Annotated in this window: 10 protein-coding genes; 1 reads left to right on the plus strand and 9 read right to left on the minus strand. The window is 42.6% G+C overall.

The genetic code is table 11. From position 1 onward, the window contains the following. Nucleotides 1–233: 233 nt before the first annotated feature. From DEM91_RS09285 to DEM91_RS09325, 9 genes are all read right to left on the minus strand, one after another. Nucleotides 234–602, minus strand: coding sequence for a hypothetical protein (locus tag DEM91_RS09285; protein WP_249858730.1), 369 nt, complete (start codon nucleotides 600–602; stop codon nucleotides 234–236). A gap of 58 nt (nucleotides 603–660) precedes the next feature. Beyond that, a complete protein-coding gene (locus DEM91_RS09290) occupies nucleotides 661–2,082 on the minus strand; it encodes a DUF2130 domain-containing protein (protein ID WP_249858731.1) in 1,422 nt (473 codons plus the stop codon). A gap of 76 nt (nucleotides 2,083–2,158) precedes the next feature. Then, nucleotides 2,159–3,193 (minus strand): helix-turn-helix transcriptional regulator, encoded by a 1,035-nt coding sequence (locus tag DEM91_RS09295; RefSeq protein WP_249858732.1) that lies wholly within the window; start codon nucleotides 3,191–3,193, stop codon nucleotides 2,159–2,161. Between the two features lie 74 nt (nucleotides 3,194–3,267). Beyond that, nucleotides 3,268–9,342: a DEAD/DEAH box helicase gene (locus DEM91_RS09300; protein WP_249858733.1), complete on the minus strand. Its 6,075-nt coding sequence runs from the start codon at nucleotides 9,340–9,342 to the stop codon at nucleotides 3,268–3,270. 4 nt (nucleotides 9,343–9,346) lie between these two features. Beyond that, nucleotides 9,347–12,481, minus strand: a complete 3,135-nt coding sequence (locus DEM91_RS09305; protein WP_249858734.1) for a hypothetical protein — start codon at nucleotides 12,479–12,481, stop codon at nucleotides 9,347–9,349. Nucleotides 12,482–12,542: 61 nt separating this feature from the next. Beyond that, a complete protein-coding gene (locus DEM91_RS09310) occupies nucleotides 12,543–16,169 on the minus strand; it encodes a type I restriction endonuclease subunit R (RefSeq protein ID WP_249858735.1) in 3,627 nt (1,208 codons plus the stop codon). A 63-nt stretch (nucleotides 16,170–16,232) separates the two neighbouring features. Then, nucleotides 16,233–16,892, minus strand: coding sequence for a restriction endonuclease subunit S (locus tag DEM91_RS09315; protein ID WP_249858736.1), 660 nt, complete (start codon nucleotides 16,890–16,892; stop codon nucleotides 16,233–16,235). Nucleotides 16,893–16,900: 8 nt separating this feature from the next. Further along, nucleotides 16,901–18,958 carry a class I SAM-dependent DNA methyltransferase gene (locus DEM91_RS09320; RefSeq protein WP_249858737.1) on the minus strand — a complete coding sequence of 686 codons (2,058 nt, stop codon included), beginning with the start codon at nucleotides 18,956–18,958 and terminating at the stop codon, nucleotides 16,901–16,903. A 48-nt stretch (nucleotides 18,959–19,006) separates the two neighbouring features. Beyond that, on the minus strand, nucleotides 19,007–19,246 hold the full coding sequence (locus DEM91_RS09325; protein ID WP_249858738.1) for a helix-turn-helix transcriptional regulator: 240 nt from the start codon (nucleotides 19,244–19,246) through the stop codon (nucleotides 19,007–19,009). A 298-nt stretch (nucleotides 19,247–19,544) separates the two neighbouring features. On the opposite strand from DEM91_RS09325, the gene DEM91_RS09330 reads away from it, so the two are divergent. Next, the gene (locus DEM91_RS09330) at nucleotides 19,545–20,231 is read left to right on the plus strand and encodes a DUF4468 domain-containing protein (protein ID WP_249858739.1); all 687 of its coding nucleotides are present in this window, start codon (nucleotides 19,545–19,547) and stop codon (nucleotides 20,229–20,231) included. Nucleotides 20,232–20,364 lie beyond the last annotated feature (133 nt).

The raw sequence follows: 20,364 nt of genomic DNA on the forward strand, positions 1-20,364 counted from the left end.
TTTATATCGAACTCCAGGGATAATTGTGTCTAATTCTCTCAAATAAGGGGAGAATATGAGATGAAATAGAGCATATATAGCCTAAAAATCAAAAATATTGACTGCGGGTGAGCCAATAGTGCTCAAAAACAAGAATAATAGAGAATGGGGTAAGGTTTTGCAGAGGTCTCGGGATATAGATATTGCAAACTAAATCAATGGGAGAACAAATTGCTGCTACTGTCTTCTCTTTGTCATCTCTGTTCGAACAATAGACAATAAATAGCGCTGTTATTCACATGACCTAAGAGCATTAAAGCATGAGATCCTTCGCTGTCAATATGTAATGTCTGCTCGTAATAAGGGTTTCTATTCCCTAAATCTATAATAGCCTCCAACCACTGCACAATGTCTTTAAGCGGATTGTATAAATCACTTAATGGTATCATGAGTTGCCTTTGTCCATTAATATTGAAGATCATCTCAAGCCAGCCGTATTGTAAGTTTTGGAAGTCGATTTTTACAGCATCAGATTTTTTCGGTATCCTTTTGGAATATTTTTCATAGATGAGACTACGTTCGTGCAGCCAGTCCTGGATTTTTAGCCAACCATCGTAAATCATAACCATTTTGTTGTGCAGGTATTCTCAAACGATGAGAATACCTGACTTTTTTAATGAACTATTCCTCCTGCGCATCATCAGCCTTCATCCTTGCCTCGTCGAATTTCTGCTTCATTGTTGGGTTGTTATATGTCAGCTTTTTAATCGTCAACTCGTCAGCTTTCTTGTTGGCTAAACGAAGATTGTCTTTAGAGCCGACCAAGGCTTCACGTACCTTCTGTAGATGCTTGATGGATTCGTCGATTTGGTCAATAGCCATGTAAAACTTCTTGCTTGCCAGTTCATAGTTACGACTGAAACCGTTGCGGAACTCATTGAGCTTTGTTTCAAAGTTAGTCACATCAACCGACTGGTTGCGGGCGATAGCCAGCTGCCGCTTATAATCCACGGCTTTTCTCGAAGCCTTGGCCAATAGCGAAATGATGGGCATAAAGAACTGTGGGCGGATGACGAACATCTTCGGGTAACGGTGGCTCACATCTACTATACCATTATTATATAGTTCGCTCTCTGGCTCCAGCATGCTAACGAGCACGGCATATTCACATCCTTTTGCAGTTCGGTCTTTGTCCAGCTTGGCAAAGAAGTCTTCATTCTTATGTTTGGTAGATGTTGTGTCGGCCTCGTTTTTCATCTCAAACATGATAGATATATACTCCGTATTATCGTCATAGTCGCGGAAAATAAAGTCACCCTTGCTTCCGTTGCTGGCATCATTATCCTTCTCAAAATAGGCATTGGGGTACAGTCCGAGCGACCGTGCATTGTCAAACTCGGTATGACAATGTATCTCCAAATCCTCACCAATCATCTTGGTTGATTGGCGAATCTTGAAATCTTTATAGCGTTCTATCTCTTCGTCTTTGTCTTTCAGGCTACGCTCGTAATAGTCTTTCATGTTTTTCTCGTTGAGCGTAGCTTTTGCCTCATTCTCTGTGAGTTTGGCTTCCAACTCCGTGATACGCTGTTGCTTCTGCTGGATAGCATCCTGTTGAGCGGTCTTCTCCTGCATCACGGCCAGTTCCTGGTCTTTCACTTTCTGCTGCAACGACGCTTCCAGTTCAAGTATTCGCCTGTCCTTCTCTGCCACCTTGTTGTCAATCTCCATCTGTTTGCTATTCTGCAAATTTGTGATTTGCTCTTGAAGGCGAGTAATCTCTGTTTCCTTATCAGACATCTGCTCCTTCATTTCGAGTTGCTTAGCCTGTGCAATACTGTTCAGGCGCTCGTTGAGCTTTGCAATCTCAGTATCTTTGCCGGCAATGACCGTATCCTTAGCCGACAGCTTATCCTTATAGCCTTGTTCGGTTTTTAGAATGACGGCAGCCTGCTCAACCTTTTGCTGTTGATGAAGTTCAGCAAGTCTTTTACTTACCTCAGCATCAAAGGCATCGTTCTTTACCTGGTTAAGGATTGCAGCATAGTCAGCTTCATCAACGGTGAAAATCGCACCACATTTAGGACATTTAATTTCGCTCATAAACAAACTTATTTATAATTACAATGCAAAGGTATAAACTAACAGTGCAGACATTCTGCGCTCTTCTGAATATTTATTAATCAGCGTACATTTTACTAAGCGCATCAGCCTCTTCTTTCATCTTTTCACGTAGAGAGGTAGGCTTTATCACCTCTATCTGGCTACCGAAGGAGCGGAGCAGCGCCCTAAGTTCATAATTATCTTTTACCTGAAGAGTTATGATACGCCTCCCATCTTCAGCTCGTTCGTTTCTTGCCACCTGCGATTCATGGAGAGGCTTGGTATAGATATAGTTGAAGGCCTTTTCGTTGACATAGATAACCACATCCTCGACCGGCACATCTTCAACAGACACGCCAATGACATCCTCGAAAAACTCATCGAAGTTGAAATCTTCATCAAGTGGCTCAAAATTCTTGCGGCCAAGTTCCTTGGCCCCGTCTATCCTGTCAATGGCATAGTTGGTTAATCCGTCATAATCACTCTGCTTGCCTATGAGAAACCACCTGTTATTATATTGCTTCAAATGATAAGGGCTCACTACCAGCTCTTTGGCATCTTTTCCAAAAGGATGGTAACAAATCTCCAAGGCTTGCTTATTGACAATGGCATCGAAAATCTGCTTGTAGTAATCCTTGTCCATTCCTTTCAGGTAGGGGTTATGTTGAAAACTGACAACCGAACGCACTTCCTTGCCAAGCTGACTGGTGGAGTACAGTTTCTTGTCAATATCCATCAGCCAATCGAACTGTGGCACGCCCTCAAAACGCTTGAGCAACATCAGGGCATCTGATACGATATTTTGTTCCTCCTGATTGAAAGGCCGTTCGCTGATAGAGTCATTGCGATGGTGGTAGCGATAGTACACCCGGTGACCGTCGCGTATAGTGTCAATCATCATGCTGTAGCCTTCCTCGCTCTGCATAAACTTCAAGTCCTCCTGCACCTGACGTTTCCTGACGCCTGCACCCTTTGTCCCTTCACCATTATAAAGGTAAAGTGCATCATTGCAGGCATCCACCAAGTCGCCAATATAGTAACGGCGACTCCAGTTGCTAAGACATCTGTCAAGTGCATGATATCTTATCTGTGCATTCTTATTGGTTGCCATAATCCCACTATGATTTAATATTCGATGCAAAGTTAGTGTGCAATAACGCAGCCATTCTGCATTGTTGAAAACTTTTAACCATTATCATTAGACTTGTGAAAGTCAATAATATATTGGATGCCCACATGTGTGTTCACATTGAAAAGCATTAAGTTTTCATGATACTTTACGTCGTCATATTTCTTTTGACTGTCATTATAGCGTAACTTCCAACCATTAGCTATACCGCCATCTGGATAAATAGAAAGTGTGAAGTCTGGACCTTTTAGGCCTATCCAACGAAAATGTGGCTGTTTTTCTAGCATAGTAATCTGAACATTTTTATTAACTAATTGGTCAATACATGCAGTAAGATAATCATTTCTTTCTGCAGCATCATAGAAGTTATCCATAAGTCGGTTTCCCCAGTTATTGGAATTGTTGAGCCGCTTTGGGAAATAACATTCTACAGTGCCAAGCTTTACTCCAAGTACATTAGGGATAGCCTTAACCATATTTGCTAGAATCATGCAGCCTAATGGCGTGTTTAAATATTTTTCATTATAGGAAACGTCCACATATTTTCCTTCAACAAAGGATTTTATTGCAGACCATTTTTCCTCATATTGTTTAGTCAATAGACTAAGTAAATCACTAATTTGGCATGCGTCATCTTTCAGCCAAATAAGACTTGTAATATTATCCCCTTGTGAGAGGGTTGTGTCAAGTTCGATATCGAATGTATTAAAACATATCTCATGTGAAGTATAATATATATTTTCACATTCTCCCCAATGTTCATTATAAGCAATTGAGCCTTTTAGCATGAAATATAACCGTAACGAGCCATCCATGAGTTTTACTATCATAAGTGGCTTATATGGTTGTGCATTCAAGTCGGTTGTCTTAATACCCCTTTTATAGATAGTTCCCAACAAAGCTATCTTGTTAGGGCTAACTCTTAGAGCTTCTAGCATCTTTTTATTAGAAACCAAATTTGTGGTAAAATGCCTGTTGAATAGTGAAGCTGCTAGGGGAAATTCGTCATCTTCCCACTCATTAACGTTAGGATCAACAAAAACAGTTACAGACTCGATATTATCATCAGAATCAAGACGGCTAATTTCTGAAACGAAGTCACCAGTCATTGTTACTGCATCATCAAAAATAGCTTTAATTTCTTTTGGAGCAGTGCGGCTCTTTCTTTCCATCTTCAACCATTCAATAGCTTTATAGCGATCTAAATAATTAGAATACCATTGAGTACGCCTATTTATAAGGCATTTCAGACATGCCTTTTCGCAATTACAAGATTCAAGTGCTGTTAATGCATTCTCAAATATGATATTCTTATATTCAGGCAGGTGCACGGAATAGCCTGCACCGCCAAGTGCAGTGTCAAAGATAAAAATAGAGCTGTAGTCCTGATTATATCCGAAAGATATTTCATCATCACGAACACCAAGGTATTTTGATAACTCTTGTGTTATAACTGTACCAAGTGAATATAAAGTGGAGATGTCTTTAATATCTTGCTTATCTTTATCATAAAACTTCATCTCTACTATATCAGTTGGATATTCTGCTGTTAATAGAACATGACGTCTTATATTGTCACGCTCATTTCCAACACACCTTGTATTATCCAAAAGACTAATATGGTTTGATAAAGGATGGTCATTTGAAGGGTCTTCTGTTACCATCCTACCACAGTGGCTACAAAGTGCGAAGCCTGTACCAGCCCCATAATTGTAGAATAGAATTTTGGACTTCTCAGACCCTTTTCTCATAAGTACCTTGGCATTGTTCGTTCCTTCAGTTCTCCAGGGCTGCATTTCTAACAGCAAAGGCTGGGTAATAGCAGTTCCTGCATCTTCTATTTTTCTTTTGGGTGCCGATGTAAATGCAACCGTAAATCCCGCAGGCTCTATTACTTCTGTAAATGGAGATAACTTGCCATATACATCTTTTAATCCATGCATTTCATGGTGATGGCATACGGGACATTCATCACCAACAGATGTAGGGGCAATTGTAGCAAAACCACAATGGCTACATCTTTGTAATGCAAACCTCCCAGCTTTATTATAATCCGTTTTAAGATATATACCTTCAGACCGGTATGCTAATTCATTTATAACAACTTGTCGTCCGGGGGAATACATTGAAATAGCTTGGCTAAGATGCTGGGTAATATCTCTATGGCTACCACCATCTTTGTACCAATCATTGTGCATTGAATAAACTTCCTTCGTAAAAGGAACTAACCCTGTTGGCATTCCTGCACTTGGAATAAACCCATTTTCTGCTAAATAACCAAGCAGAAAGCTATCCTTATAATTGCTTAATGCATTTTCTATAGCCTTCTGTTGACGCCCGATTGCATCTTTTAGCTGCATTTCATAGGCACTCAATCTATTTTCATAGGTTTTCTTTATGTATTGAAGTTTGAAAAGAGCATTTACAGCAGCATCTTTTAACTCAGTTTTATTTTCAAAAACAGTACCACGAGTTAATGCTATATATGAATTATTCATTTTATTATCCATACCATTAGCTATACGATACAGATAATCTGAAAAAGCATCATATCTACTAGGAGTGTTATCAAAGAATTCTCTTAATTTCGTAGTAACTTTAACACTATTCCTAATATTCTGTTGCACAAAATCTGTAAGCAGCAATGAGTTTACATGCCGCTGTACAAGTTGCTGACTTTCAAACTTTAATGTTGGCAATTCATTATCGTGAGATAGCATCGACATGGGAGCATTCCATGTTGATGTACCTATTGGGGTAGGTGCACAGAATGTTACTGCCATTGACTTTGTCTCATTTCTTCTTCCTGCGCGGCCAGCTCTTTGTTGATAATTTGATGGCTTTGGTGGAACATTATTCATCACGACTTCACCAATACCTCCTATGTCAACACCCATTTCCATCGTAGTCGAACACGAAAGAATATTAATATGACCTGCATTGAATGCCTGCTCATATTTACTTAATGTTGGATGATCTATTTGTGCAGAATGTTCTGCTGCCATAAATATCGGGCGATATAAGAAGATGGACTCATGTAGATTGGAGAGCAATCCTTTTTCTCCAATATCATTTAAATTTTTATTAACCCAAGCAATTATTTCCTCGTCAGAAACGTCAGTGGTCTTATCTCCTTCTGTTTTTCTGTGACAAGCAAAAGGAAAATAAGGCATTGTGATTTGGGCATCATCTTTTACTTTATAATGTGCAAAAGTAGAGTTTGCCAACATACCTGTTATACGGGGACTATATCCTTTCAAAATAGTTGTAACAGGAACATTATCTATAGGGCATACCCATGCTTGCTTTATAAGTTGAAGCCGAACTTTATTCTCGTCCATGAGATTGATGACATATCCATCATTTTCACTATCGACCTTTTCCAGCACATATTCTGTCAAGAATTTCCAAGCCTCTTTCAAAAGTTGATTGATTGTATTCTCTTGCTCTTGATTTAATTCACCAGAATAACCTAATGCCGCACAGAGTAGAAGTATTATTCGATGCTGCTTTTTCCCTTTTTCACCGACTAGTTTTACTCCTGGTATCCATTTTTTGACATCAACAACATTACCCTGTTTACTTTTATATGTCAAAGTACAATCTGAAGGGTAAACTGCGTTTGCCCTAATCTGCTGAGTGAGATAATGGCTAAGTTCTGCTGGTATGAAATAGTGCCTGCCCGCTCTAATAAAATAATCAACACAAATGACCAAGAAATCTTGCCAGTCTTTATCCGTAAACTTATCGCCAGCACACGGTGGGACATGAGCATTTGAGATAGTAGGGTAAACTAATCTTACCAATTCCATATTTTCTAAGGAGTTTCCATATTTTGGTATCCAGCCAAATTGGTCTAAGAACATAGCATCTATGTAATTCCCCTTATTATTGAAATTCCTTTTGCTTAAGTTCATCAGGTGTGAGAATAATAATCTAAGCTGAGAATCTTGAAGTGTCGGGCTTCGCTTGACCTCATTCCATCCAAACGACTTGTATATTACCTCAGACGACGCTACGGCTTCCTTGTACATATTCATCAAATATCCAGGTACTTTCTCTCCGACAGATAACTTATGCTCTGTATCCTTAATCATGTCTCGAATATCATCTGTGGGCTGTTTGGGTGCAGACAGATTCAGGAGAGTATGATAAATAGCAGTTCTTATCCAGTTACGCTCAACATCCTGATTAATAGACATGGCAACCTTAGCTGAGCCTTGACGATTATCCATAAAAGACAGATATTTGCGCCCACCGTATGTTACTTCTGTATCATGATTATCTTTCGCTGGGTCTGTTGCGTCTAGAAGTGGAGAAGCCAGAATTCGACTCAGAAAAGACGAACTCGCCCGTAAAGATACTCCGTTGGAAACCCCTTTTCCACAATGTGGGCAACGGTATCCACCTGACTCCCTAACAAAAGAAAAGGAATCTTCTGTTTGTTTGTCATCAGCCTTTAGCCTTCCATTTTTTAAGTTAGCGAATTGTACATGTTCAGGATCTACATAGATATTATCATCGACTTTTGCAAAGACAAAACCTTCGTACACATCTGGTGTCGTACTTACGGCATCTGTCCCATAATCGTCCAGATTATCATCTTCTATATCTTGACCGAAGATATTTTGCTCCAAAGATTTGTCAATAGTCTTCATGCGGATTTTTCCATAGTCATCTTTTCCTGTCGCAACATTTTCTTCGCCAACAACAAGTACTTGCCCACATTGTGGACAAGTAGCAACCTCAATCATAGGTTGCCTACAATCTTTATCAGGACAAACATTACTTTGGTAAGTTGTCATACTGCCCAATGAAGGGCGTATATCCTTGTCACGGTTGCAGTCAGGATTAGTACAAACGTAAACCCCATTAATTGATCGTATAAAGAAGTGGGCACGAGTAGGTATCATAGCCTCGCTAAGTTTATCTATAACCTTCAAGCGTTCATCTATGGTTGCCGATGGAGACATAAAACATGTCAATTGAGACGTTGTGAGCCCATTTGAATCGTTTATCTTCCGACGCAGTTGTTCTACAGTTTTGAAATTGAGGCTACTATCCCCAATCATATCATTAATATCTTCTATGTCTCTATCAGCCTGCTCTTTATCTAATTCAGGAATAATTCGTTTACCATCAATTACTTCTATTGTATCAATAGACTTTCCTGTAAGTCTATGAACAAAGGTTTTCAACTTCAACTTAATTGCAGGATCAGATGTATCACCAATTGTTGCAGATGTTACGGCGAAATTCACATCATCAACTGTTTGGCCGAATGCATCTATTATTCGCCGAATTTGAAGAGCTAATTCCGAAGCGGCAGAACCTGAATATGAATGAGCCTCGTCAAGTAAAATCCAACGGAGTTTACCGCGAGATTTTTGAATTATAGGCTGATCCTCTTGGCGAACTAACATATAATTCAACATTGTTGGATTTGTAAACATGATCTGTGGAGGTGTACTTCTGATTTGCTGGCGGTACACCAATTCCGGTAGGGCTTTACTTATACGCTCGCTTTCTTTGATATTCGGTTCTTTCTTCTCAAGATTATCTGTATCACCATTGTAAATGGCATAGGTGATGTTTGGATCAAGGGCTTTACACCACGCATTAATACGTTTTTGCTGACTTTTCATCAAAGCATTTAGCGGGTATATAAAGATTGCTTGAACCCCACTATCGAGTGGATCCTTAACCCGCTGTCGATATAAGTCTTGAAGAACAGGTATCATAAAGCACTCTGTCTTTCCTGAGCCAGTGCCGGTTGTAACCACAATTGTTTTGTGTTTGTTAAGCATACTATCCCAGCTCTTCGTTTGATGAAGATAGGGGCGACGCTCTGCAGGAAAGTTCTGTTCCTCACCGGTCAGACGTTCATCAGAAATTGCTTTTACGAATTTCTCGCCTAATATCTTCAACTTTGACGCATGGTCAGAAAAACTTTCAGTTGACTGCTCCCATGGAAATACCGTTTGGAAGATAGGCTCCGACATCAATGGCTCACGTTTTGTCAAGATTTCACGCAAATAATTTTGCTCCTTGCCTTTCCCTTTGAACCAAATGGACAGTAAAGTATTAACCATGATTCGGTTAGCATCCTTATAAAACTTAGAATACTCCATATCGTTATAAATTTGTATATATTGAGAGTGCCTTAATTAGAATCCTTGAATATGTCTTCGTAGCATAAATACGGTAAAAATTAATAACCCGTCTTAACTCTTCATTCTCATCTTCCCAGAAATTCCCATTATCAATGTTCTCTGTCAGAAGTTCAGCTATCTTTACAGGACATAACATTGCAACCTTTTGCCATGGCAGAGTATCTATAGAGAATTCCGGAAAAATATATTTGCTCAAAACTATTTTTGTTGTTGGCAGATCCTGGCCTGTATCAGATACACCATGAATACTTGCTTTATATTCACGTAAATCTGAAGGATAAAATGTTCCTTGTGCTTCTATTTTATTTGACATAAGGAATGATGAAAACTCATTTGCTTTCCCTTGATACAATTCTGTCTTAAAAACATCTGTCATAAACTTAACGACATCATTCATCAGATATTTTTGCTCCATTTCACCCAGAGTGTTGATAGATTGAAGAACACCTATCCATATCTCAGGCTGGATCCAATGCAAAGAGAAGGCAAGTTCGCCTGCATATCGGTTAAAATCGGAGATACAGTTGCCGCTATACCCATTATAGCAAAGACCAAGCACAAATTTGGCAATGAGCTTAGGACTTTTAGCAATACTAATGAAGCTATCAAATGTAGAAAAGACGAGATTGTTTTCAGTGACAACTTTATAACATTGAAACACTTCGTCCCATTTTTCACTGGATAAAGAAGTGGAATCCAATACATTCTCATATTCTTTTAGCCGGGCTCTTCTGATGGCAATTCGTTGCGCCACAGTAAGATCTGGAACTTCTAAGTTGTAGTATCGGGGAATAACTCTGTCTCTGTCATACTTGTCAGAGAACACTATGAATTGATTGGCTATGTCAGGATTGGGAAATTCAAACTTCGTAGAATCTGTTGTTTCACGCAAAGGTAATACTTCCAAAGCATTTGATTGTTGACCAACGATACAAGCCAACAGTCGCCCAGAATAATTCTGTGGACGTGTAAATACATCATCGTCAGGATTATCATCTATATCCATTACAACACATGAGTCTGGGTATATCATTTTCGTATCCAATGAATAATGACGAACTCTAAATGATTTCTTGTAACTTCCATAAGATCCTTTTATAGTAACCATTACAAACGAACTTCGGTTAAAGGCACGCCTTTCATAAAGCATAAACAATCTGTCAAGTAGATCGTTTATGTCGCTCAAAGACATGATTCCATTTGAAGGACGATGAATTTCTAATGATTTTGTATCTTCTATATCATCGCTAATGTAGCTTAGTTTGATAATTATATCCCCAATGCCTTGTGCAAAAATTTTATAATTATATAAATTTTGGGTACAAAGCATTGTACCATTAACAGCTTCTTTTCCCTCACTATCGAGGATAGCCAATCCTTTAAAAGGTGAAGAAATTGCTAATTTTGTTGGAGGACAAGCAGGGGCAAAGATGACGAAGGTACAAACAGAAGGGAAAATAATATTGTCTTCTGTTCGATGTAGGTGAAAAGAACTTCTCCCATTTGATGTTACATCAACTCCTTCCAAATCTAAACAAGAGATTCTGATATTGCTACCATTTTCCCATTTAATATCGGCATCGTAAAGAGTAGCATCTGATGTAATATACTTTACATCACCCAAATAGAAGAAAGAACGAATTTCTTCCCTTCCATCAGGAAATTTCACTCGAATTTGTATACTTTGAGGAATGCTCCCTTCAAGTTCTTTCAGGGGTTGCCATCCACATCCGGTGCCTCTTGTCCTATAATATTTTTCGACATCATGAGTACAATTCTCGCCATTTTCATTAAAAACATTGATTAAAGGAACTGATGTAAGGAAATTCTCTGTGCTATTCAGACACCAAGATGCTATATTGTAACGATATTCCGCATGGTATGTAGAAAAAATATTATCATAGGTCATGATTTTTCCTTGCATATTCTGCAAACGTATCGTATCATTGAAGACGACATAGAAGTATTTTTTATCTAACAAAGTGATGCCCCTACTTGTTTGACCATCAATTACACTCCATTCGTCATCAAAAATGATAATGTTATTTGTATCAGATGTACCATATTGTACATAATCATCACCATTCTTTATGAATGTCTGTGGGATTGAAAAGTCTGGTGCATAACAATTACTAACCGTAATTAGCCTATCTTCTCCATTATCCAATAATAATTTCACGGGAACAAACTGCTCTCCCAACCATTCAAAGACAACACTATCTTTGCTTACGCAGGTGTATAGCGAATAATCTTCATTATGTTCAACTCTTGCATACCGTGCCACAAATTTGCCGGAAACATGTATTTCAAATCTATAGACAGAAGATTCTATGGACAATACATCGGAACGTAGGCTATTTTGCGTATTCAAGCTATAGAGGAGATAGGCTTTTTCATCGGATATTTTCAAGGACCATGAAAAAGCTATTGGATTTGATTTCCTACGATGAGAGTATATCTTTTGTAGACTGGTATTCAGTTTCTTAAATCGCTCTTCTTTTATATCATAAGGGAGAATGTCTGATTTATCTTCGACAATAGACCTTACTACCTGCATGCTTACACTATAGATACACTCATTCTGGAATGACTTTGGTAAGTATTTAACACAATCCAAGGTCTCGAAAATAGACGTGTCTTCCCAATTGGAAACACCCCGAGTTATCAATTCCATCATGGCATGCTCTAAGAAGTTCGTGTAGTTTCCCCATGAACTTTGTATTTGCTTCATAGGTAAACCACCTTGTAGCAACAATGAATAGAAGTACATGTGACGATTAACACCATAAACCTTGCACTTCCATTCATGCATTGCTTGCTTTGCCAGCTTAAATAGCAACTCAGAATCGTCTATACCAACAGCACGAGCAACTCTCTCCTTACTTGGAAAACCTCCGTCATATTCTCTACGCCACCACTCTGCATAAAAAAGAGCTGCTTCTCTGGTATAAGAATCTAAATTGCCTCTAAAATATGCTGCACTTAACGTCTCTTTCAAGTCATTGTATTCTTGTTCTTGTACATGAAGTTTCCATAGAGGAAATTTAAATTTCCCTCCATTTCTTACCATAATTTGATAGAGTGCCGTATGTTCCATAAATCCTCTAAATTTGTTATCCTATACCTTTTAAACCTTAAAGCTCACAATGCATTAAAAATTATTCTTCTCCTGGTCCAGGCTCTGCGGCTACAGAATATCCAAGGTTGTCTTCCTCGAATGCTTCGTAAACTTGGGCATGGGAATCAGAGATTTGCTTGCCAGTAGAGGTTCCAGCACTCTCCTGCATCTCCAAATCGGTTATCGAGTTTCCTGTCACAAACAAGTACATGGCCACGAGCACCTTGATGGCTGCGTTCACCTCTTCGTCGGTTGTGATGGGCGCACGATGTGCTTCATCGTTACGCCACTGACGCACCATGTCCAGATAGCCGCTGAAACGCTTGCCCTCTGCGGACGTGGCATACCTGAGGTCCCACAGACACTTAAATCCATAAATGGCATTGGCCAATGTAGAATTGTCGGTGGAGCCCGTAGGAGTAGGCACTTCTTCGCTATGACAGAGATAATAAAGTTTCTTCAGATAGCTCTCATATTTAGAAAGCAAGCTGTTAAAATAGATATGTTTGTCGACTGTCTGCAGGTGGTCGTTGCGATAGATGTTGTTCAGTGCGTTCTTAATGATTCCGTCGGCACCATCGAGAGAAGGCAGGCTGCTACGGTTCAGCACGGAGAAAAATACATCTACAAACTCATCAAATGAGCGTATGTGGCTGCACACATCTTCAAACTCCTGACTGAGGCTGGCAATGATGGCTTCCTTCAGTTCGCCTTCCACGTAGGGCAGGTTGGTAGCCTTATGGCTTCTCATAGCCAGTGCGTCTACAAACTTTCGGATAAGCATCATCGAGAACGACTGGTTCTTCTCCAGTTCCTCCTGGAAGTTGTAATACTTCTCTATCTGGTCGGCCACCTTTTCATCGAATTTCTCCTTGACGAGTGCTATCAGTGCATCGTATGAGTTTCCGGCAGAGAAAGCATCGGTCACATCAGAGTCTTGAAGAATGTCAATCCAAATCTGTTTCAGAATCTTATCGTTCTCGTTGAGCAGGTTTTGAAACGGGCTGTTGGCTATATCGAGAATCTCGGCTATCGTTTTTTTCTCGTCTTCCTGCTTTTGTCCCACTTCACCAATACGGCTCGACGTCATCTGTTGTTCCTCGTCTTCCAGTTCCAACTGTCCGTCAAACTTCAGCTGAATGCGGAGTTTATCCAGATCTATCCTGTCGAGAATCTCCATAGGCAGAGTCTCCTTGGTATAGGGCAGGTATTTGTAGAATACGCGGCAGAACACATAGAACTTCTCTAAGTCGGGATCTACAAAATCCATCAGCTGTGCCATGAAGCCATACTGACGCACGTAGCGGTTCACATATTTGCGATAGCGGTCCTTCTCTTCATCCGACATGGGACTCACGCGATCCGTCACGATGGTTCTCAGGAGTGAGGGTACACCCACGGCGGTTTCTTTCTTTTGGAGCATTGTCACCACGCGCTTTACGTCATCCTCGCTGAACACCCGCCAACGGTTCACATCGTCCATCATCGTGTACATGCGCTGCGTGTCCACCTCGCCAAGTAGTTCTATGTCGGTGTAGTAACGCTGGAAGGTATTCTTCACGTCTTCAGGCTTGTTGCGGAAGTCTATCACCATAGTGTTTTCCTTGCCCGGACAGCAACGGTTCAGGCGGCTCAGCGTCTGAATGCACTGTATGCCACCGAGCGTGCGATCAACGAACATCGTATGTAGCAGCGGCTGGTCGAAGCCCGTCTGAAACTTGTTGGCGACAATCAGTATCTTATAATCGTTCTCCTTGAACTTAATACGTATGCCGTCATCATGCACACCGTCATCATTCATGCCAGCTTCCGTGCATCGCGTGCCATGACTGTCTTCTACCTCACCAGAGAAAGCCACCAGCGTCTTGATGACACCGTTGTAGTTCTGCTCGATAACCTTGTCGATGATGCGTTTATAGTCGGCGGCGGCACGACGCGAGTCACACACCACCATAGCCTTGGCCTCACCGCCTATCTTGCCAATGGTGTGCTTCATGAAGTGGTCTACAATCATGGTTGCCTTGCGCAACATGACATAGGAGTTCTTGTTCAGTTCGCCATAGATGAGAGCCAGCGACTTTTTCTCCTCAAAAAGTTTCTTCTTCTCTTCCGGGTCGTTGGTGGTCTCTATGAGCTCGAACATGGTCTGATAGGACACATAGTTTTGCAGCACGTCGAGGATGAACTTCTCGTCGATGGCCTGCTTCATGGAGTAGAGATCGTGCTCCTTATGATTCTCGTCGCCATAGAGCACAAAGGTTTTATCCTTTGGCGTGGCGGTGAAGGCGAAGTAACTCATGTGGTGCATGGAGCGGCGCATAATCTGCTGATAAGCCATGAAGGCATCCATCTCGTCCTCAAACTCGTCGGGGTTGAAGTCGGGAATGTTCTTCAGGTCTTCATCGGTGCTCAGTGCGTTCACCAGGTCCTTGGCGCTCTCGTTACCGATGGCGGTATGCGCCTCGTCCACGATGACGGCATACTTGCGGTGCTTCTCGCGCTTCAGGGTATTCAGGGCGTAGGCAAACTTCTGCACGGTGCTGATGATGATGCGGTGTCCCTCGTCGATGGCTGTTGCAAGGTTCTTGCTGCCACGGCGCACGTCTTTCACGGTGCCCACCACATCCTCGAAGTTCACCACATCTTCAGCCATATTGCGGTTGAGCACAATGCGGTCGGTCACCATGATGATGCTGTCGAATATGGGGCTATGGTCAGCATGGGTCATATTGGCCAACTGGTGAGCCAGCCACGCCATGGTCTTTGTCTTACCCGAACCGGCGGAGTGCCACACGAGATAGTTGTGCCCGGCACCTTCCGCGCGCACCTTCTGCCGGAGTTTCCTCACGGCTCGAAGCTGGTGGAAGCGAGGGAATATTACCATGGGCTTTCCGTCTTCATCGTTATATCGCTTGATGAAGTTCTCCAGCAGGTCGAGTATGCTGTCGGCCTGTAGAATGTTTTGCCACATATAGGCCACTGGGTATTCGCCCTCTACAGGTGGATTAACGCTGTCTTGATTGAAGGGCAGGAACTTTGTTTCCGCACCCTTCAACCGTGTGGTCATAAACACATAGTTGTTGTCCATCACGAAATGCACCAAACAATGCTTCAGCATGCGGTTCTCTGGGTTGCGGTCGTACCGGTACTGGTAGATGCCGTTGGTATAGTTCTGTCCCGTACCCTCGTTCTTCAGCTCGAAGGTGAACAGCGGCAGTCCGTTGAGCAGGATACACATATCCAGTTCGTTGCCCTTGTCGCTGTTTGCCGTGCTGTAACGCATCTGGCGCACAATGCTGAATCTATTGGCACGATAGAGTTGATACGCCGCACTCTCTGTGCCAACCAATACCGGCTTAAACTGTGCAAACTTAATCTTTTTACCTTTTATTTTAATGTCTTTACGAAACAAGGTCAATAAGCTCTCGCCCCGGTTTATCTGGCGATTGAGTTCCTCCACCACCTTGTCGGTTTCCCGTCCTGGGAACGAGCGATGCAGCATCTCCCATGCGGCGGGTTGCTGGCGGAGAAACAACTCTAGCATCTCTCGGTCGCAGAGATTTCCGATGTCAAAGTCGCTGCTGCTACGCTGATTATAAAGATCGCTGCCTGCCAGCTGCCCGGCAATGTGTTCCTCAAAGGAAGTTTCGTTCAGATTGTAGTTCATATCAAAACTCTTTTATTCTTCTGTTGCAAAGATAGTTATTAACTATGCAGTAATTCTGCGTTGTTATGAATTTATTCCCCTCACATCAATCTTTCCTGTTACGGCAACGGTGATGAGGGCTTGCTTATACTCCTGGAGAAGTTCTATTTGTCGTCGACGCTTAGCAATGCGGGCATCAATCTTGGAGGTCTCGGCGTCGAGATAGGAGGCGATGGCGCGCTGCTCAGAGAGAGGGGGACATGGAATTTTGATGTTGACTATTTGACTTGCGTTGATAGCTGGATAGCTTACACCAACTGACAGAGATTCAACTTTTTCTACGAAAAAATCTGATGTAAAAGTGTACGCAGCAAAAAGGCTATCAATTTTACGTGGTCGAATAACCGCGAATCCAGTTGAAACAATAGGTTCTATGGCGTCAATAGGAGCAATTGCCTTTAGATATGTTCTGACAGTTGAAACTATAATATCCCCCTTTTTTGTAATTCTCCTTGCTCGAGAAGGAGCATCTGCAAATTCGTATTGTGTGGAGTTTGTTATTCCTTGCCCATATACCACATCTCCTATTTCAACATAATCAATAATTTCTGTAGTATTTGTCTTTTCAGATAGAACATCATCGTTGCAAGAAGCTATGAATTTTATCTTACAATCTTCCCAGTGGCTCGGCACTTTCCCTATCCACTTTACTCCGCTCTCTTTATATTCCTCGTATCTTTTCATGCCACCACTTATATCTGAATGCTTTCCAGTTCTTCCTCTGCCTCCTCATCAAGCCGCCTGATGTCGGCAAGGATGGCATCGAGGTCGCGCATGGGGCGATAGACGTAAAACAGCTTGGTGAAGGGGAACTCACACCCCACCTTGTCTTTCGTCCTGTCCATCCATGCATCGGGCGTGAAAGCCAGCACCTCGCGCTCAAAGTATTCATCGATGTCCTGCTTGAAGGGAATATTCTCGGTATCGTTGAGGTTGCCGTCCTCCAGATAGCCACTGTCCGCCTTGTAAGGATTGTTGAACACTTCGGGGGCATCCTCGCTCACGTCGCCCCACGCATTGCGCAGGGCTTTTATCTCGGCAGTCGAAGGCTTGCATTTCTTGCTTTTCAGAAAGGCGAAGAACTCGGTGTCGCTGCGCTTCCCGTCAATGCCGTCAAGCGCGGCAACGGTCTTATAGATGAGGTTTTTCTTGTCATTGGGTTTGAAACCTTCTGTGGCCACCATCTGCCGGTACTTGTCTGTTATATTTTCAAACCAACAGCGCATGGGGCGACGCACAGCCACCTTGGTATAAAGGAAATCATCGTAGTCCATCTTCTTGGCAACCTCCAGACGCTCCATCTCGCCCGTGCTCTCATTGAGGATGTCGCGGCTTATGCTCTGATATTCCTTGTATATCTCGAGAATGTCCTTGGCGCCTTCCTCGCTGATGTCGTAACGCTTCTTGCCAAGGTTGGTTTGTAGCAGACGGGCATACTCGTGCTTATGCGAAGCGTCGATGAAGAGCACCTTTCCGAGTTTTTCCTCGGGGCGTTTGTTGTCCAAAATCCACAGATAGGTGCTGATGCCTGTGCCGTAGAACAGGTCGCCCGGCAGTGCCACGATGCAATCGAGCAGGTTGCGGTCGAGCAGCATCTTGCGGATATTGCTCCAGCCGGAGCCCGCATCACCGTTGAAGAGCGGGGAGCCGTTGAGCACGATGCCGATGCGCGACCCGTTCTCCCCGTCCATCTTCGCCACCATGTGCATCAGGAAGAGCAAGGAACCGTCTCTGGTGGTGGGCAGTCCTGCCTCGAAGCGTCGGCCTGGGGCATTGTCCTTTTGCACACACGCTTTCACGTGTTCGTCTTTACCCCAATCCACCCCAAAAGGAGGGTTGGCAAGCATAAAGTTGAACGTGCGGCCATAGAGATGGTCGTCGCTGAAGGTGTTGCCCCTGAACAGCTGCTGCCCAATGTTGTGGTCGTCGCCCTTCATCAGCAAATCGGCCTTGCAGATGGCGTATGTTTTGTCGTTGAGTTCCTGTCCGAAGAGCTGCACTTTCAGGTCTGGGTTGCGTGCCAGTGTCTGGAGATATTTCTTGCCCACAGTGAGCATGCCGCCCGTACCACAACAGGGGTCGTAGATAGAAAAGATGCGTCCGGGAATGTAGAGCTCATCCTCGTGCCCGCTGATGGTGAGAGCCACAAGCAGCTGCACAATGTCGCGGGGCGTGTAGAACTGCCCGGCCTTGGTGTTACTCGACTCCTTAGAACGGCGTATCACATTCTCGAACACCGTACCCATCATGGCGTTGCTCACCTTGTCGGGGTGCAGGTCGGCACGCTGCACAAACATCTGACACACCGAAAACAGTTTGTTGTTCTCAGCCAGCCGGCGATAGATGTCGCTCAGGTCCAGGTGCTCTCCGGCATCCTGCTTATGCACGAAGTTGGCAAGAATATCGCGCACGTTGTCGGTAAAAGAATTAAGGTAATAATCAAACGAGGTGGCAATCTGCGCTGGGGCTGCCAGCATTTTCTCCATGGAGAGGCCGGAGGTATTGAAGAAGGTTAGGTTATTCTTGCGGAGAATGCTCATCAGCTTTATTTTCTTCATCTTCTCCGGCGCATCGGCAGGAATCTTGCCTAATTCCTCCATGATGGCTTCGCGCTTCTCGTCGAGCACACAGTCTAAACGGCGCAACAGGGTGAATGGCAAAATAACGTCCTCCACTTCTGCATCGTCGTACAGACCTCGTATAATTTCCTTAATGTCCCATATCACGGACGCCAACTCTTGTTCTGTCATATCTTGTTTCTTTCTGTTAGCAAAGTTAAAACACTTTCATGCAGTTGTTCAGCATGGTTGCGACACTTCTGTGGTTTTGGCATGCGAAGGGTCTTTTACGAGCAGTTCCTGAACCTCTACATTCAGTATTTTCGCAATCTGAATAAATGTCTCTATAGTCGGTTGGCTCGTATTGGTACACCACTTGGAAACGGTAGTCGGATTGACGCCCAACTGTTCGGCGAGCCACTTGTTGGTGCGTTTGTGCTCAACAAGTACGACCTTAATCCGGTTAATGTCTTTTGCCATACTGTTTAGATAATATCGGCTACATCTCGGGAATAAAAGGGAACTTTTATTCCTCACGATTTACTCACCACTTAGTAATTAAAATGCTTACAGTGCAAATATAATGATTTTTTCGAGACAATCTCCCTTCTATTATCAATAATGTGGAATATTCCTCTTTTTTTTATTTTAGCAGACAAAATTGTCCACTCTTCTATGTGAGCCTGATTTTTCGTGGAATAATGCAGAATGGTTGCGTTGTTTTGTGTTTATTTTGCATATAGAAAAAATAGGATTCTAATTTTAATACTAATCAGTTATGAAGAAAATTTTATTGATGATTGCCTTTGTTATGGCAACAGTATGTGCAAATGCACAGATCATGCGTGTGGACGAATTGGAGAAATATGCCAAAGAGAAGTATGGCGACAAATGGACGGAAGCAGCTGTCAATATCTCAAAGGGTATTGAGCTTGACAAAAATAAAGCCATGACCTTCGTTCAAGTCATCCCTTGTGATGGACAGACTGCAGAGCAGCTTTATGTAAACCTTAACTACTGGTTTACCGCAACTTTCAACGATGCCAACTCTGTAATCAAGCTGAACGACAAGGAGAGCGGCGTCATCATTGCGTCGGGCTATATGGCCGACATTGCCGGTCATGCTGGCGGCACGAACTCTTACAACGTAAGCATCAAGCCTGTTATCAGGGTAGATATCAAGGAAGGCAAGATAAGAGTTACTTACTCTATCGACCATTATGATGTGATCGTACTTGCCGGAGGTGGAATCATTGGTGCTCTCGCAGGATCTATACCCACAAAGGTAGAAGAGAAATGGCTGCTTGATCAGTGCTATCCCTTCGCTGAGAAGGATGGGCATCATGCCAAGAAAACTTCAAGCAAGGCACTTGTGATGTCTTACGCTTACTCAAATGTATTGCTCGACAAGATTGAGGAAGCGGCCAAGCATGGCTTGGTTGGAAACGAGAATGACAACTGGTAATCAACGACAACTAAAATTTGGGTCCTGCGGTTTTCTTGCTGCAGGACTTTTTATATTTATTGCTGTCCGGTAAAACTTTATTAAACAAAATAATTTAGGGCTGACACTTCTCACGAGGTGTCAGCCCTTTTGG

The sequence above is a fragment of the Prevotella sp. TCVGH genome (genome assembly GCF_023522295.1).
Taxonomy (GTDB): domain Bacteria; phylum Bacteroidota; class Bacteroidia; order Bacteroidales; family Bacteroidaceae; genus Prevotella; species Prevotella timonensis.